This window comes from Streptomyces sp. SID4985, assembly GCF_009863025.1.
GTDB lineage: Bacteria > Actinomycetota > Actinomycetes > Streptomycetales > Streptomycetaceae > Streptomyces.
Genome location: NZ_WWIR01000381.1, coordinates 35,137 through 50,623, shown reverse-complemented (window position 1 = coordinate 50,623; position 15,487 = coordinate 35,137). Strand labels below are relative to the sequence as shown.

At 72.5% G+C, this 15,487-nt stretch carries 13 protein-coding genes; 11 read left to right on the top strand and 2 right to left on the bottom strand.

The window, feature by feature from the left end; genetic code table 11:
• From GTW40_RS16165 to GTW40_RS16150, 4 genes are all read left to right on the top strand, one after another.
• Window positions 1–2,242: S41 family peptidase (locus GTW40_RS16165; RefSeq protein WP_161180889.1), on the top strand; the 2,242-nt coding region annotated here is incomplete at its 5' end.
• Between the two features lie 169 nt (window positions 2,243–2,411).
• Complete coding sequence (locus tag GTW40_RS16160; RefSeq protein WP_161180888.1) at window positions 2,412–2,765, top strand: histidine triad nucleotide-binding protein; 354 nt, start codon at window positions 2,412–2,414, stop codon at window positions 2,763–2,765.
• A gap of 46 nt (window positions 2,766–2,811) precedes the next feature.
• Complete coding sequence (locus tag GTW40_RS16155; RefSeq protein WP_161180887.1) at window positions 2,812–3,717, top strand: ribonuclease Z; 906 nt, start codon at window positions 2,812–2,814, stop codon at window positions 3,715–3,717.
• Window positions 3,718–3,771: 54 nt separating this feature from the next.
• On the top strand, window positions 3,772–4,764 hold the full coding sequence (locus tag GTW40_RS16150; RefSeq protein ID WP_161180886.1) for an adenosine deaminase: 993 nt from the start codon (window positions 3,772–3,774) through the stop codon (window positions 4,762–4,764).
• Here the strand turns inward: GTW40_RS16150 and GTW40_RS16145 are convergent.
• The gene (locus GTW40_RS16145) at window positions 4,728–6,143 is read right to left on the bottom strand and encodes an MFS transporter (RefSeq protein WP_161180885.1); all 1,416 of its coding nucleotides are present in this window, start codon (window positions 6,141–6,143) and stop codon (window positions 4,728–4,730) included. The two genes, GTW40_RS16150 and GTW40_RS16145, sit on opposite strands and share 37 nt — an antisense overlap.
• A gap of 579 nt (window positions 6,144–6,722) precedes the next feature.
• Between GTW40_RS16145 and GTW40_RS16140 the strand changes: the two genes are divergently transcribed.
• From GTW40_RS16140 to GTW40_RS16110, 7 genes are all read left to right on the top strand, one after another.
• Window positions 6,723–7,670, top strand: a complete 948-nt coding sequence (locus GTW40_RS16140) for a 5-dehydro-4-deoxyglucarate dehydratase (RefSeq protein WP_161180884.1) — start codon at window positions 6,723–6,725, stop codon at window positions 7,668–7,670.
• Window positions 7,667–8,956: a glucarate dehydratase family protein gene (locus GTW40_RS16135; RefSeq protein ID WP_161180883.1), complete on the top strand. Its 1,290-nt coding sequence runs from the start codon at window positions 7,667–7,669 to the stop codon at window positions 8,954–8,956. Before GTW40_RS16140 ends, GTW40_RS16135 begins: the two co-directional genes overlap by 4 nt.
• Before the next feature lie 216 nt (window positions 8,957–9,172).
• Entirely contained in the window at window positions 9,173–10,234 is a 1,062-nt protein-coding gene (locus GTW40_RS16130) for a PfkB family carbohydrate kinase (protein ID WP_202485963.1), read from the top strand.
• A 365-nt stretch (window positions 10,235–10,599) separates the two neighbouring features.
• Window positions 10,600–11,670, top strand: coding sequence for a PhoH family protein (locus tag GTW40_RS16125; protein WP_161180881.1), 1,071 nt, complete (start codon window positions 10,600–10,602; stop codon window positions 11,668–11,670).
• A gap of 12 nt (window positions 11,671–11,682) precedes the next feature.
• Window positions 11,683–12,180, top strand: coding sequence for an rRNA maturation RNase YbeY (gene ybeY / locus GTW40_RS16120; RefSeq protein ID WP_161180880.1), 498 nt, complete (start codon window positions 11,683–11,685; stop codon window positions 12,178–12,180).
• A 10-nt stretch (window positions 12,181–12,190) separates the two neighbouring features.
• Entirely contained in the window at window positions 12,191–13,489 is a 1,299-nt protein-coding gene (locus GTW40_RS16115; RefSeq protein ID WP_161180879.1) for a hemolysin family protein, read from the top strand.
• Window positions 13,486–13,845 carry an MmcQ/YjbR family DNA-binding protein gene (locus GTW40_RS16110; protein ID WP_161180878.1) on the top strand — a complete coding sequence of 120 codons (360 nt, stop codon included), beginning with the start codon at window positions 13,486–13,488 and terminating at the stop codon, window positions 13,843–13,845. The genes GTW40_RS16115 and GTW40_RS16110 overlap by 4 nt, the downstream gene beginning before the upstream one ends.
• An 80-nt stretch (window positions 13,846–13,925) precedes the next feature.
• On the opposite strand, the gene GTW40_RS16105 is transcribed toward GTW40_RS16110, so the two are convergent.
• A complete protein-coding gene (locus tag GTW40_RS16105) occupies window positions 13,926–15,377 on the bottom strand; it encodes an MFS transporter (RefSeq protein WP_161180877.1) in 1,452 nt (483 codons plus the stop codon).
• Between the last annotated feature and the right edge of the window lie 110 nt (window positions 15,378–15,487).

Here is a 15,487-nt window from a genome sequence, read left to right as displayed (position 1 = left end):
CCGCGCCCTGGCCGCGGAGCCCGGCGTGCGCGCCCGGCTGCCGCGCACCTTCCGCGCCGACGGCGAGGAGTGGGTGGTCTGGGTGACCGACGCGGAGGGCGAGGACGCCCTGGAGTTCGCCCCCGCCACCGGCCTCGCCCCCGGCGCCGTACCCCGCCGGATCGCCGCCGGACAGCTCGGCCGCGTCCTCGCGCTCGCCATGTCCCCCGACGGCACCCGGGCCGCCGTCGCCTCCCACGACGGACGGCTGCTGCTGGTCGAGCGGGAGACCGGCGAGGTCCGCGAGGTCGACCGCAGCGAACACGGCGACGTCCACGGCCTCGTCTTCTCGCCCGACTCCGGCTGGCTCGCCTGGGCCCACCCCGGCCCGCGCCCGCTCTCCCAGATCCGCATCGCCAGCACCACCGACCTCACGGTCACCGAGGCGACCCCGCTGCGCTTCCAGGACTACGCGCCCGCCTTCACCCTGGACGGCAAACACCTCGCCTTCCTCTCCAGCCGCTCCTTCGACCCCATCTACGACCGGCACGTCTTCGACCTGGCCTTCGTCGACAGCGTCCGCCCGCACCTGATCACGCTGGCCGCGACCACGCCGTCCCCCTTCGGACCGCAGCGCCACGGCCGCCCCTTCGGCACACCGGACAAGGACGAGACCCCGGAGAGCGAGGGCGCCCCGGTCACCCGGATCGACCTCGACGGGCTGGCCGACCGCATCGTGCCCTTCCCGGTCGAGGCCGCCAGCTACACCAGTCTGCGCGCCGCCCGCGACGGCGTCCTCTGGCTGCGCCACCCGATGCGCGGTGTCCTCGGCGCCGCCCGCGCCACGCCCGACGCCCCCGACCCCAAGACCGAGCTGGAGCGGTACGACCTCGCCCAGCAGCGCCTGGAGCACCTGGCCGCCGACGCCGACCACTTCCGGGTCAGCGGCGACGGCAAGCGCGTGCTGCTCTGGAGCGAGGGGCGGCTGCGCGTCGTACCCGCCGACCGGCGCGCCTCCGACGACGAGGAGAGCGACTCCAACATCGTCGTGGACCTCGGCCGCATCCGGCACACCGTCGACCCGGTCGCCGAGTGGCGCCAGATGTACGAAGAGACCGGCCGCGTCATGCGGGACAACTTCTGGCGGCCCGACATGAGCGGCGTCGACTGGGACGGCGTACTCGACCGCTACCGCCCGATCCTCGGCCGCCTCGCCACCCACGACGACCTGGTCGACCTCCTCTGGGAGGTGCACGGCGAACTCGGCACCTCGCACGCCTACGTCACCCCCGGCGGCGGCTTCGGCGGCGGACCCCGGCAGGGCCTGCTCGGCGCCGACATCTCCCGTCACGAGGACGGCAGCTGGCGCGTGGACCGCATCCTGCCCTCCGAGACCTCCGACCCCGAGGCCCGCTCCCCGCTCGCCGCGCCCGGTGTCGCCGTACGCCCCGGCGACGCGCTCGTGGCCATCGGCGGCCGCCCCGTCGACCCCGTCACCGGCCCCGGCCCGCTGCTCACCGGCACCGCCGGAAAACCCGTCGAGCTGACGATCTCCCCTGCGGGCGGCGGTGAACCCCGGCACGCCGTGGTCATCCCGCTGTCCGACGAGGAGCCGCTGCGCTACCACGCCTGGGTCGCCGACCGGCGCGCCTACGTCCACGAGAAGTCCGGCGGCCGCCTCGGCTATCTCCACGTCCCCGACATGCAGGCCCCCGGCTGGGCCCAGATCCACCGAGACCTGCGCGTCGAGGTGGCCCGCGAGGGCCTCGTCGTGGACGTCCGCGAGAACCGCGGCGGCCACACCTCCCAGCTCGTCGTCGAGAAGCTGGCCCGCCGTGTCATCGGCTGGGACCTCCCGCGCGGCATGCGCCCCGAGAGCTACCCCCAGGACGCCCCGCGCGGCCCGGTCGTCGCCGTCGCCAACGAGTTCTCCGGCTCCGACGGCGACATCGTCAACGCCGCCATCCGCGCCCTGAACATCGGCCCCGTCGTCGGCACCCGCACCTGGGGCGGCGTCATCGGCATCGACAGCCGCTACCACCTGGTCGACGGCACCCTGATCACCCAGCCGAAGTACGCCTTCTGGCTGGAGGGCTACGGCTGGGGCGTGGAGAACCACGGAGTGGACCCGGACGTAGAAGTCGTCCAAAAGCCCCAGGACCACGCAGCGTCCAGGGACACCCAGCTGGACGAGGCGATAAGGCTGGCGCTGGAGGAACTGGAAAGGGTGCCTTCCAAGACTCCGCCGACTCTGCCCAGCTAAGGGGCATGCGGGGTGCCGCGAAACACCCTGGACCCTGCCAACCTAAGGGGCGCGGGGCCGTATCGATATGCGGCTCTGCCGCGTGGGCGCGACCAGCCACAACGCGAGCCGCACTGAACCGACTACGATGACCCCGCACACGATCACCGGCGAAAGCGAGCGCAGCGAAATGGCTGGGGAACCGCAGGAAGACTGCCTCTTCTGCAAGATCGTCGCAGGCCAGATCCCGGCGACCGTGGTCCGCGAGACGGACACCACCGTCGCGTTCCGGGACATCAACCCCCAGGCCCCGACGCACATCCTGGTGATCCCCAAGGCGCACTACAAGAACGCCGCCACCCTCGCGGCAGAAGCCCCGCAGCTCGCCGCCGACGTGCTCGCCGAGACGCAGGTCATCGCCGACGAGGAAAAGCTGGAGAGCTACCGTACGGTCTTCAACACCGGCGCAGGCGCCGGCCAGACCGTCTGGCACGCCCACGCGCACGTCCTCGGCGGCCGCGGCCTCGAATGGCCCCCCGGCTAAGCCGCAGGACCCGTAGAAGAACCCGCGGAAGATCCCGTAGAGGAAGATGTCCGTACGCGAACTCGTCGTCCTCGGCACCGCCAGCCAGGTCCCGACCCGGCACCGCAACCACAACGGCTATCTGCTCCGCTGGGACGGCGAGGGCATCCTGTTCGACCCCGGCGAGGGGACCCAGCGGCAGATGCTGCGCGCCGGGGTCGCCGCGCACGACCTGAACCGGATCTGCGTCACCCACTTCCACGGCGACCACAGCCTGGGCCTCGCCGGGGTGATCCAGCGGATCAACCTCGACCGGGTGCCGCACGAGATCACCGCGCACTACCCGCGCTCCGGGCAGCGCTTCTTCGACCGGCTGCGGTACGCCACCGCCTACCGCGAGACCGTCGCCCTCACCGAGGCCCCCGCCGACTCCGACGGCGTTCTGGCGCAGACCCCCGCCTACACGCTGGAGGCCCGCCGCCTCTCCCACCCCGTGGAGTCCTACGGCTACCGGCTCGTCGAGCCCGACGCCGTGCGGATGCTGCCCGACAGGCTCGCCGCGCACGGCATCACGGGCCCGGACGTGGGCCGTCTCCGCCGCGACGGCTCCCTCGGCGGGGTGACGCTGGAGGAGGTCAGCGAGGTCCGGCGCGGGCAGCGGTTCGCGTTCGTCATGGACACCCGGCTGTGCGAGGGCGTCCACGCGCTGGCCGAGGGCTGCGACCTGCTCGTCATCGAGTCCACCTTCCTGGACGAGGACGTACAACTCGCCAAGGAACACGGCCACTTGACCGCCGGGCAGGCCGCGACCGTGGCCCGGGACGCGGGCGTGCGGCACCTGGTGCTCACCCACTTCAGCCAGCGCTACTCCGACCCCGAGGTCTTCGAGCGGCAGGCCCGCGCGGCGGGCTTCACCGGCGAGCTGACCGTGGCCCGCGACCTCCAGCGCGTACCCGTACCCAAACGGCGCTGAGCGCCACTTCCGCGTCCGGATGAATGGGTGGGTAAAGGGCCGTACGATGCTCTGATGCCCCTCCCCAAAGCTGAACTGCACCTGCACATCGAAGGCACCCTGGAGCCCGCGCTGGCCTTCCGGCTGGCCGGGCGCAACGGCGTGACGCTGCCCTACGCGGACACCGAGGCGCTGCGCGAGGCGTACCGGTTCGAGGACCTCCAGTCCTTCCTGAACCTGTACTACGAGCTGATGGCCGTCCTGCGCACCGAGCAGGACTTCGAGGACCTCGCCAACGCCTACCTCGCCCGCGCCGCCGCGCAGGGTGTCCGGCACGCCGAGATCTTCTTCGACCCGCAGGCGCATCTGGCCCGGGGCGTGGACATGGGCACCGTGGTCGAGGGGCTGTGGCGCGCGCTCGGCTCCAGCGTGGAGAACCACGGCGTCTCCACCCGGCTGATCATGTGCTTCCTGCGCGACGAGTCCGCCGAGTCCGCGCTCGCCACCCTGGACGCCGCCAAGCCGTACCTGGACCGGATCACCGGCGTCGGCCTGGACTCCGCCGAGGTCGGCCACCCGCCGGTGAAGTTCCGCGAGGTGTACGAGGCCGCCGCCGCGCTCGGTCTGCGGCGCGTGGCGCACGCCGGTGAGGAGGGGCCGCCGGAGTACATCACCGAGGCCCTGGACGTGCTCGGGGTCGAGCGCGTGGACCACGGGCTGCGCTGCATGGAGGACCCGCAGCTGGTCGAGCGGCTGGTCCGCGACCGGGTGCCGCTCACCCTGTGCCCGCTGTCCAACGTGCGCCTGCGCACCGTGGACACCCTGGCCGACCACCCGCTCCCGGCGATGCTGGAAGCGGGCCTGATGTGCACGGTCAACTCCGACGACCCCGCCTACTTCGGCGGCTACGCGGGCGACAACTTCGCCGCGGTCCACGAGACCCTCGACCTCTCCCAGGACCGCCTGCGCGAGCTGGCCCGCAACTCCTTCCTCGCCTCCTTCCTGGAGGACGACGAGGAGCTGCGCGCCCGCTACCTCGCCGAGGTGGAGGCGTACGAGTTCGAGTGACCGGGGAGCGCGCGGACCGGGAGACCGGGGGCGGTCTCCGCCAGGAGGGGTTCCAGGAACGGGACCGTCTCCGGGTGGGGCACCCGGTCCGCGCGCACCGAGTCCGTGAGCACCGAGTCCGGGATCTCCGCAAGGGGGATCTCCACGAGAGCGACCTCTGCGAGAGCGGCCTCCGTGAGCGAGGTCTCCGCGTGCGGGAGCTCCACCAGCGGGATCTCCACCACCGGCAGGTCCGCGACCCGTGTCGTCCGCCGCGCCGGGGCGGTCGCGCGCAGGGCCGCCGCCGTCATCGGCACCGCTGAGGCCAGCAGGACGAGGGCCAGGGTGCGGCCCATCGCCGGGTAGCCCGCCCACGCCGACAGCAGACTGCCCGCCAGCGGTCCGGCCGCCGTGCCGAGCGAGCCCGCCGAGCCGACCAGTACCGCCCAGCGCCCGCGTGGGTCGAGGGAGGCGGCGAGCCCGATGACGTACGAGAGCACGAGCGGGTAGCAGGCGTTCCAGGCGATCTCCCCGCCCGCGAACGACACCGGCCCCGAGGCCGACGCGCTGACCACGACGCAGGCCGCGATGAGCGCCGTACCGACGCCGATCGGCACCGCGCGGCCCAGGCGCGGTCCGAGCGCGCCCGCGCCGAGGACGCCGAGCAGTCCGGCACCGAGCGCGGCCGCGAACACCGCGCCGACGGTGACCTCGGTGAGGTGCGCCTGGGTCAGACCGATCCGGCCGCTCACTCCCCACAGGGAGTTCTGCGCGAGGGACCAGCAGGGCATGGCGGCGGCCAGCAGAAGTCCCGTGCTCCGGTGGGGGAGCGGGGCGGGTGCGGCGGTGGCCGTGGTGGTGGTCGTACGGGCGGGCAGGCGGCCGGTGAGGGGGAGGACCGCGAGCGCGGTCAGGGCGATCGCGGCGAGCGGCAGGCCGTGGCCCGGGCCGAGGTGCGGGATCGTCAGATAGAGGGCGCCCGCGAGGGCGGAGACGGTGAGCAGTCCGAGCGTGGTGACCCGGTGCGGGTCGGGGCGGCCCGCTATCCCGCTCGCGGCGACGGCCGTGGCGGTGCCCGAGCCGAGGCCGCCGACGATCACGCCCGCGACGACCGCAGGGACGGAGCCGGTGAGGGCGGCGGCGCCGTAGCCCAGGACAGCGAGGGTGAGGCCGACGCGGGCGAGGGTGCGCGCCCCGGCCCGTCCGCCGCGCGCGGCCAGCAGGAAGCCGGCCGTGGCGGAACTCAGCAGCAGGACGCTGCCGGCGGCCCCGGCCTCGGTGGCGGTGAGCGGAAGCCCGGCGTCGAGTCTGCCGACGGTGGTGGGCAGCAGATACGGCGCGAGATACCCGGCCGTGAAAAGGGCGACGAGGGGCCAGGGGGTGGTGCGGGGGGCGGACACGGGCGTTCCCAGGGCAGGCGAGAGCGACAGCTCGAAAGGATGCGGGAGAGGGGAGAGAGACGCCGGTGGTCCGGGGGACGGGAGGGCGCGAGCAAGTTGTATCAAGCACGTGGTTTCGAGCAGAAGTTGAGTGACTGTGATCTGAGTCACATATGGTTTGGGGTGCATGATCGCGGGTATTGCCCTGCGCTCCCCCGAGTGGGTGACCGGGTGGGTGACCGGGTGGGCGGTCGGTTTGTGATCTCGGGTGATCACAAACGGCCGAGGATGCGCTATGGTTGATCACGTCGCGGTCGCCGGAACTCCCGGTGGCGGACAGTGCGTTGGTGGTCCAAGGAAAGACGCCCCGCTTCCTGCGGGGAAATGCAGGTGCAAGGCCTGCCCGGCGCTCGATCGAGCCCCATCCCGTCGTTCGGCGGGATGGGGCTCTTTGCTGTGCGCCCGCCCCTTCCCGCCGCATCTCTCCCGCCGCACGCCTCCCAACATGCCCCTCCCGATGCGCCATTGACGGTGTCGTGTACGTGTACCTAGCCTCTGTTCTCATACGTGATCGGCATTCACAAGGGGAGATGATGGCCGATGAGCGACGACCCGGACCCGCGCGATGTGGCACGACGGCTGAGGGAGGGGATGGCGCGCGGCGTGCTGTCCTTCCCGCTCACCGCGTTCCACGACGACGGCTCCCTCGACCCCGACGGCTTCCGCGCCCATGTGGCCTCCCGGCTCGCGGCCGGACCCGGCGCCCTCTTCCCGGCCTGCGGCACCGGTGAGTTCTTCTCCCTGGACGAGGACGAGTACCGCCAGGTCGTCGTCATCGCCGTCGAGGAGGCGGCCGGGCGGGTGCCCGTGGTCGCCGGGACCGGGTACGGCTGGGCGCAGGCCGCCCGCTTCGCCCGGATCGCCGAGGACGCCGGGGCCGACGCCCTGCTCGTCCTCCCGCACTACCTCACCGCCGCCCCGCAGGCCGGTCTCGTCGCCCAGCTGGAGCAGCTCGCCGCCCGCACCCGCCTGCCGCTGATCACCTACCAGCGCGGCCAAGTCGCCTACGACACCGAGTCGTTGCGACTCCTGGCGCGCATCCCCGGCGTCATCGGCCTCAAGGACGGACACGGCGACCTCGACCGCCTCCGGCGCCTCACCCTCGCCGCCCCCGAGGACTTCCTCTTCTTCAACGGCGCCGCCACCGCCGAACTCCAGGCCCGCGCCTACGCCGCCGTCGGCGTCCCCGCCTACTCCTCCGCCGTGCACGCCTTCGCCCCCGAGATCGCCGGGGCCTTCTTCACCGCCCTGCGCGGCGGCGACCACGGCACCACCGAGAAGCTGCTCCGGGAGTTCTACGGCCCCTTCGCCGACCTCCGCGACCGGGTGCCCGGGTACGCGGTCTCCCTGGTCAAGGCGGCGGCGAGGCTGCGCGGACAGCGGGTCGGACCCGTGCGCGCCCCACTCGTCGACCCCTCGGACGCCGACCTCGCCACGCTGCGGGAGCTGCTGGCCACCGGACTCGACCTGGTGGGGGCCGCGCTGTGAACCGTGAACTGACCGTGGTGGACGTCCGGTTGACCCCCGTCCTGGTGGCCGACCCGCCGCTGCTCAACGCCCAGGGCGTGCATCAGCCGTACACCCCGCGGCTGATCGTGGAGGTGGTCACGGCGGGCGGGGCGACCGGGCTCGGGGAGACCTACGGGGACACCGACTACCTGGAGCTGGCGCGTCCGCTGGCCGAGCATCTCGTCGGCCGCTCGGTCACGGATGTGAACGCGCTCTTCGGTCTCGGACTCGATGTGGACGAGGACCGGGTGCGTGGCGCGCTGGACGCGGGCGGACTGCGCGGGGTGCGCAGCGCCGACAAACTCCGCCTGTCCGTGCTCTCCGCCTTCGAGGTCGCCTGCCTGGACGCGCAGGGGCGGGCGCTCGGGCTTCCCGTGCACGCGCTGCTCGGGGGGCGGGTGCGGGACTCGGTGGAGTACAGCGCGTACCTCTTCTACAAGTGGGGCGCCCACCCGGACGGCGTGCGGGGCGAGCCGGACGACTGGGGTGCCGCGCTCGACCCGGCGGGGATCGTCGCGCAGGCCCGCCTCCTCGCGGAGCGGTACGGCTTCACCTCCTTCAAGCTCAAGGGCGGGGTCTTCCCGCCGGAGCAGGAGGTCGCCGCCGTGCACGCCCTCGCCGAGGCGTTTCCCGGGCAGCCGCTCCGGCTCGACCCCAACGGCGCCTGGTCCGTGCCGACCTCGCTGAAGGTCGCGGCCGAACTCGCGGACGTACTGGAGTACTTGGAGGACCCGACGCTGGGCACTCCCGCGATGGCCGAGGTGGCCGCCGGGAGCGGGGTGCCGCTGGCGACCAACATGTGCGTGACCACCTTCGGGGAGATCAGGGAGGCGTTCCTGCGCGACGCCGTGCAGGTCGTCCTCTCCGACCACCACTACTGGGGCGGGCTGCGCAACACCCGTCACCTCGCGGCGATATGCGCCGCCTTCGGGGTCGGGGTGTCCATGCACTCCAACACCCATCTCGGCATAAGTCTGGCCGCGATGACACAGGTCGCGGCGACCGTGCCGAACCTCCACCACGCCTGCGACTCGCACTATCCGTGGCAGTCGGAGGACGTGCTGACCGAACGGATCGAGTTCCGCGACGGCCGGGTCGCGGTCTCCGAACAGCCTGGCCTGGGCGTCGAGTTGGACCGCGAGGAACTGGCCCGATTGCATCGGCGCTGGGCCGAGGACGACGGGCGGCTGCGCGAACGGGACGACGCGGCGGCGATGCGCGTGGCCGAACCGGGGTGGCGGACACCGGTGATGCCGCGCTGGTGAGGGGGCGTCCCCGCGCGGCTCGGCTCCGGGTACCACCTGGGGCTGACGTCGTGCGGGACCTTCCCTGTACGTGGCCGACGTGGTGCACACTGGCCAGATCCGCACCACGACAGGGAGCTCGCCGTGACCCCGTCCCCCGCGACCGCCGGAGAGGAAGCCGGAGGAGAACCGGAACACCTCACCCGGGCAGCGCGCCGCCAGGCGCAGGTCGACCCGCTGGCCGGTCTGCGCGCGCCCGGCGATCCGCCCTTCGACGTCTATCTCACCGGCACGGTCTTCCTGGACATCGTCTTCACCGGCCTGGACTCGGCGCCGGTGCGGGGTACGGAGTCCTGGGCGCGGGGGATGGGGTCCAGCCCCGGCGGTGTCGCCAACATGGCCGCCGCGCTGGCCCGGCTCGGCCTGCGCACGTCGCTCGCGGCGGCCTTCGGGGACGACCACTACGGGGAGTACTGCTGGGACGCGCTCGCCCGGGGCGAGGGCATCGACCTCACGCCGTCCCGCACGGTGCGGGGGTGGCACTCGCCGGTGACGGTCTCCATGGCGTACGAGGGCGAGCGGACGATGATCTCCCACGGCCACGAGCCCCCGCCGGAGGAACCGGCCCCCGACTGCCCGCCGCCCGCCCGCGCGGCCGTCGCCTCCCTCGCCCCCGGCACCCGCGCCCCCTGGATCGCCCAGGCCGCCCGGCGCGGCACCCGTATCTTCGCGGACGTGGGCTGGGACGACACGGGAGCGTGGGACCTCGCCGGTCTGGCCGACCTCGAACACTGCGAGGCGTTCCTCCCCAACGCGGAGGAGGCGATGCGGTACACCGGCGCGACCTGCCCCCGGGCCGCCGCCCACGCCCTCACCGCACACGTCCCGCTGGCGGTGGTCACCCTCGGCGCGGAGGGCGCCTACGCGGTGGACCGCCGCACGGGGGAGACGGCCGAGGTCCCCGCGATCGAGGTGGAGGCCCTCGACCCCACCGGCGCGGGCGACGTCTTCGTCGCGGGCTTCGTCACGGCCACCCTGGCGGGATGGCCCCTGGCCGACCGCCTCGCCCTGGCCGGCCTCACGGCCGCCCTCTCGGTCCAGGAATTCGGCGGCTCCTTGTCAGCCCCCGGCTGGTCCGAGATCGGCGCCTGGTGGCGCCGCGTCCAGTCCGTCCCCGGCCAGAACCCCACCGCCCTCCACCGCTACGCCTTCCTCGACCAGGTGGTCCCACCCCGCCTCGACCGCCCCTGGCCGCTGCGCCGAGCGGTCCCGACGATCGGGTTCGGCCGGTCGGCGTAGGGGGGCGCGGGGCGCGGGGCTGGGCTACCGGAACGGCGACGACCGCCCCGCGAGCCTGCCGTGCGCGGCCCAGCCCTGCACGGCCGCCGTGCTGCGCGGCCAGGCTATTCCGGAGCCCCGCGCAGCGGGACCACCTCCGGGAGGAAGCCCCCCGTATCCGTAGGCCACCCACCCCGCTGCCCCGCGCAGCGGACCGCCCCCGAGGGGCAGCCCCGTCGAAGCCCAGGGCACCGGACCCCCACCCCCCCGACCGGAGGAAAACCGCTGCCGCCTTGTCGGGGCCGCGTCGTACTCTGGACAGTGCGAGGCCGCCCTCAGGGGTGCGGCCGTGATGAGGAGGATTCGCAGGCCCTGAGCGCCGGCCCATGACTCAGACACCCACAGCTCAGACTTCCGCGCAGCGGGCGCGAGCACAGATCAGCATTCCCGCCCAGCACCCCATGGTGACCGTGCTGGGGTCCGGAGACTCCCTGCTGCGCGTGATCGAGAGGGCCTTCCCGGCGGCCGACATCCATGTCCGGGGCAATGAGATCAGCGCGACGGGCGACTCGGCGGAAGTGGCCCTCATCCAGCGCGTGTTCGACGAGATGATGCTCGTGCTCCGCACCGGGCAGCCGATGACGGAGGACGCAGTGGAACGCTCGATCGCCATGCTCAAGGCGAGCGACAACGGCACGAGCGACGGCCCGGAGACCCCGGCCGAGGTGCTGACGCAGAACATCCTGTCCTCGCGGGGCCGCACGATCCGCCCCAAGACGCTCAACCAGAAGCGTTACGTGGACGCGATCGACAAGCACACGATCGTCTTCGGCATCGGCCCCGCGGGCACCGGCAAGACCTACCTCGCCATGGCCAAGGCGGTCCAGGCGCTCCAGTCCAAGCAGGTCAACCGGATCATCCTCACCCGCCCCGCGGTGGAGGCCGGAGAGCGGCTCGGCTTCCTGCCCGGCACGCTCTACGAGAAGATCGACCCCTACCTGCGCCCGCTCTACGACGCCCTGCACGACATGCTCGACCCGGACTCCATCCCGAGGCTGATGGCGGCGGGGACGATCGAGGTGGCTCCGCTGGCATATATGCGTGGCCGGACCCTCAATGATGCTTTCATCATCCTGGACGAGGCCCAGAACACCAGCCCCGAGCAGATGAAGATGTTCCTCACCCGCCTCGGCTTCGACTCGAAGATCGTCATCACCGGTGACGTCACCCAGGTCGACCTGCCGAACGGCACCAAGTCCGGCCTCAGGCAGGTGCAGGAGATCCTGGAGGGCGTCGAGGACGTGCACTTCTCGCGGCTGTCGTCGCAGGATGTCGTCCGGCACAAGCTCGTGGGCCGTATCGTCGACGCGTACGAGCAGTACGACAGCACGCACGGCACCGAGAACGGCGCCCGCAAGGGACACAGCCGCGGCAAGGCCGGACCCAAGGGGAAGTAGACCAGCACGACCATGTCGATCGACGTCAACAACGAGTCCGGCACCGAGGTAGACGAGCAGGCGATCCTCGACATCGCCCGCTACGCGCTCGCGCGGATGCGCATCCACCCGCTCTCCGAGCTCTCGGTGATCGTCGTGGACGCCGACGCCATGGAGCAGCTGCACATCCAGTGGATGGACCTGCCGGGGCCGACGGATGTCATGTCCTTCCCGATGGACGAGCTGCGTCCGCCGGGCAAGGAGGACGAGGAGCCCCCGCAGGGCCTCCTCGGCGACATCGTGCTCTGCCCCGAGGTCGCCACCCAGCAGGGCAAGGACGCGCCGACCCAGCACTCCATGGACGAGGAGCTGCAGCTGCTCACCGTCCACGGCGTGCTGCACCTCCTCGGCTACGACCACGAGGAGCCCGACGAGAAGGCCGAGATGTTCGGGCTCCAGGCCGCCATCGTGGACGGCTGGCGGGCCGAGCGCGGGCTGACCGGGCCGTCCCCGGCGCCGACCGTCTCGTAAGAGGGGTCGCATGAGTCCGCAGATCGTGGTCGGCGCGGTCGCGCTGATCGTCGTGGCCTGGCTCGCCGCCTGCGCGGAGGCGGGCCTCGCCCGTGTCTCCAGCTTCCGCGCCGAGGAGGCCGTCAAGTCCGGCCGCCGGGGCAGCGCCAAGCTCGCCCAGGTCGCCGCCGACCCCACCCGCTATCTGAACGTCGCCCTGCTGGTCCGCGTCGCCTGCGAGATGGCGGCGGCCGCGCTGGTGACGTACGCCTGCCTGCGGGAGTTCCCGGACACCTGGGAAGCCCTGCTGATCGCCATCGCGGTGATGGTCCTGGTGTCGTACGTCGCCGTCGGCGTCTCCCCGCGCACCATCGGCCGTCAGCACCCGCTGAACACGGCCACGGTCGCGGCGTACGTGCTGCTGCCGCTGGCCAGGATCATGGGCCCGATCCCCTCGCTGCTGATCCTCATCGGCAACGCGCTCACCCCCGGCAAGGGCTTCCGGCGCGGGCCGTTCGCCTCCGAGGCGGAGCTGCGCGCGATGGTCGACCTCGCGGAGCAGGAGTCGCTGATCGAGGACGACGAGCGCCGCATGGTGCACTCCGTCTTCGAGCTGGGCGACACCCTGGTGCGCGAGGTGATGGTGCCGCGCACCGACCTGATCGTCATCGAGCGGTACAAGACCATCCGCCAGGCCCTCACGCTCGCCCTGCGCTCCGGGTTCTCCCGTATCCCGGTCACCGGCGAGAACGAGGACGACATCGTCGGGATCGTGTATCTCAAGGACCTGGTCCGCAAGACGCACATCAACCGCGACGCGGAGAACGACCTCGTCTCCACCGCGATGCGCCCCGCCGTCTTCGTGCCCGACACCAAGAACGCGGGCGACCTGCTGCGCGAGATGCAGAAGGACCGCAACCACGTCGCCGTCGTGATCGACGAGTACGGCGGCACGGCGGGCATCGTCACCATCGAGGACATCCTTGAGGAGATCGTCGGTGAGATCACCGACGAGTACGACCGGGAACTCCCGCCCGTGGAGGACCTCGGCGAGGGCCGCCACCGGGTCACCGCCCGCCTGGACATCACCGACCTCGGCGAGCTGTACGGCCTGGAGGAGTACGACGACGAGGACGTGGAGACCGTCGGCGGCCTGCTCGCCAAGGCCCTCGGCCGCGTCCCCATCGCGGGTGCCTCGGCCGAGGTCCGACTCCCCGACGAGCGGCGCCTGAAGCTCACGGCGGAGGCGGCCGCGGGACGCCGGAACAAGATCGTGACGGTACTGGTCGAGCCCGCCGACAGCGCGGCGCGGGAGGAGAAACCCGAGTGACGCCCCAGGAGTTGCGCGCCCTGTGCCTGTCCTTCAACGCGGTCGTGGAGGACTTCCCCTTCAACCCCGAGACCTCGGTCTTCAAGGTGCTGGGCAAGATGTTCGCCCTCACCAACCTGGGCGCGCGACCCCTGACGGTCAACCTCAAGTGCGACCCGGAGGACGCGATCCGGCTCCGCACCGAGCACGAGGATCTGATCATCCCCGGCTGGCACATGAACAAACGCCACTGGAACACCGTCACGGCGGACGGTGCCCTCCCGGACACCCTCCTGCGCGAACTGATCGAGGATTCCTACGACTTGGTCGTGGCTGGGCTGCCACGGGCGGAACGGCTGCGGCTCGACCGCCCGTGACGGAACGGGGGTCGAGGCCCCCGACCGGCTCGGCGTACGGGGGTGTTCAGGCCCCCGACCAGCCGGGTCCGCAGGGGTGTTCAGGCCCCCGTCCGGCCCCGGCGCAGCCCCACCCCGACCAGCACGGCGGCGGCCAGCACGATCGCCGCGTCCAGGCCCAGCACCGTGTGGACGCCGGAGAGGAGGTCGGGGGAGGCGGCGGCGAGACTGCCGAGCAGTGGGATGCCGACGGTGATGCCGACCTGCTGGGTGGAGGTCACCAGGCCCGTGGCCAGGCCCTGTTCGGTGTCCGGGACACCCGAGGTGACGGTCAGGCCGTACGACACGATCGCGCCCAGGTGGCACACGCTCGCCAGCGAGACGGCTGCGGTGGCGAGCCACGCCGACCAGGAACCGGTGTCCAGCAGAAGCAGGGTCGCCACCAGCGCGCCCTGACCGGTCAGCGAGACGACCAGGGTGCGGGGGGCGCCGAGGCGGCCGATGACCTTCGGGGCGAGGGTGCCCGCGACGACCGACAGGACGCCCTGCACGCCGAAGACGAGCCCGGTCTCGAACGCGGACAGGCCCAGGATCTCCTGGAGATACAGGGTCAGTACGAAGACGACCGCCGACATCATCGAGAAGGTCACCAGACCGCCCAGGTTGCCCCACGCCACCGTGCGGCGGCGCAGCATCGGCAGCGAGACCAGCGGGGCGGGCGTACGGGACTCGATCATCGTGAACCCGGCCAGCAGGGCGAGCCCCGCGACCAGGCAGGCCAGCACGTCGGCGTGGCCGAAGCCCCGGTCGGCGGCGCTGGAGAGGGCGTAGATCAGGGACAGCAGGCCGCCGGTGACGGTGACCGCGCCGGGTACGTCCAGGCGCCGGTGCGTGGCGGTGCGGGACTCCGGCAGCAGGGCGGGGGCCAGCGGCAGTACGAGCAGCGTGACGAGCGTGAGCAGGGCCATCGTGGAGCGCCAGCCGAGCGTGTCGGTGAGGACGCCGCCCGCGATCATGCCGGTGGTGAAGCCGAGGGAGAGCAGGGCGCCGGAGACGCCGAGCGCGCGGTCGCGGGCGGGGCCCTCCGCGAAGGTGGTCGTCAGCAGGGACATGCCGGTCGGCACGATGGCCGCCGCGCCGAGCCCCTGCAGCGCGCGGGCGGCGAGGAAGATCTCGGGGTTCCAGGCCAGCGTCGCCAGCAGCGAGGCCGCGCCGAACAGGCCGAGCCCGCCGAGGAACATCCTGCGGCGGCCGTAGAGGTCGCCGACCCGGCCGAACAGCAGCAGGAAGCCGCCGGACGGCAGCGCGAACGCGGTGACCGCCCACTGGAGCGCGGTACGGCTCATGCCGAGGTCGTCCCCGAGCCGGGGCAGGGCCACGTTCAGGACGGAGAAGTCCAGGGCGACCATGAACTGGGCGGCGCACAGGACGAAGAGGACGAGCCTGTCGCGGGTGGACAGCCGTACGGGGCTTACGGGGGCGGGCAGTTCGCTTGCGGGGAGATTCGGTTCGGTGGTCGCTTCGGTGGTCGGGTCGGTCGTGTCGATCGCCATGGCACGAGCCTGCGGGCACGGGAAGAAACGCGGGGAGTCGGAACTTATGGTGGTGGTGGCACCACCAGACACGGCGACGACGGGGGAGCGGCACGTGGCGCCTGCGGGCA

Excerpts from the sequence above, each read along its gene's own strand:
- ybeY (WP_161180880.1), top strand. The coding sequence starts at position 11,683 with ATGTCGATCGACGTCAACAACGAGTCCGGCACCGAGGTAGACGAGCAG.
- GTW40_RS16105 (WP_161180877.1), bottom strand. The coding sequence starts at position 15,377 with ATGGCGATCGACACGACCGACCCGACCACCGAAGCGACCACCGAACCG.
- GTW40_RS16155 (WP_161180887.1), top strand. The coding sequence starts at position 2,812 with ATGTCCGTACGCGAACTCGTCGTCCTCGGCACCGCCAGCCAGGTCCCG.
- GTW40_RS16140 (WP_161180884.1), top strand. The coding sequence starts at position 6,723 with ATGAGCGACGACCCGGACCCGCGCGATGTGGCACGACGGCTGAGGGAG.
- GTW40_RS16115 (WP_161180879.1), top strand. The coding sequence starts at position 12,191 with ATGAGTCCGCAGATCGTGGTCGGCGCGGTCGCGCTGATCGTCGTGGCC.
- GTW40_RS16125 (WP_161180881.1), top strand. The coding sequence starts at position 10,600 with ATGACTCAGACACCCACAGCTCAGACTTCCGCGCAGCGGGCGCGAGCA.
- GTW40_RS16150 (WP_161180886.1), top strand. The coding sequence starts at position 3,772 with ATGCCCCTCCCCAAAGCTGAACTGCACCTGCACATCGAAGGCACCCTG.
- GTW40_RS16160 (WP_161180888.1), top strand. The coding sequence starts at position 2,412 with ATGGCTGGGGAACCGCAGGAAGACTGCCTCTTCTGCAAGATCGTCGCA.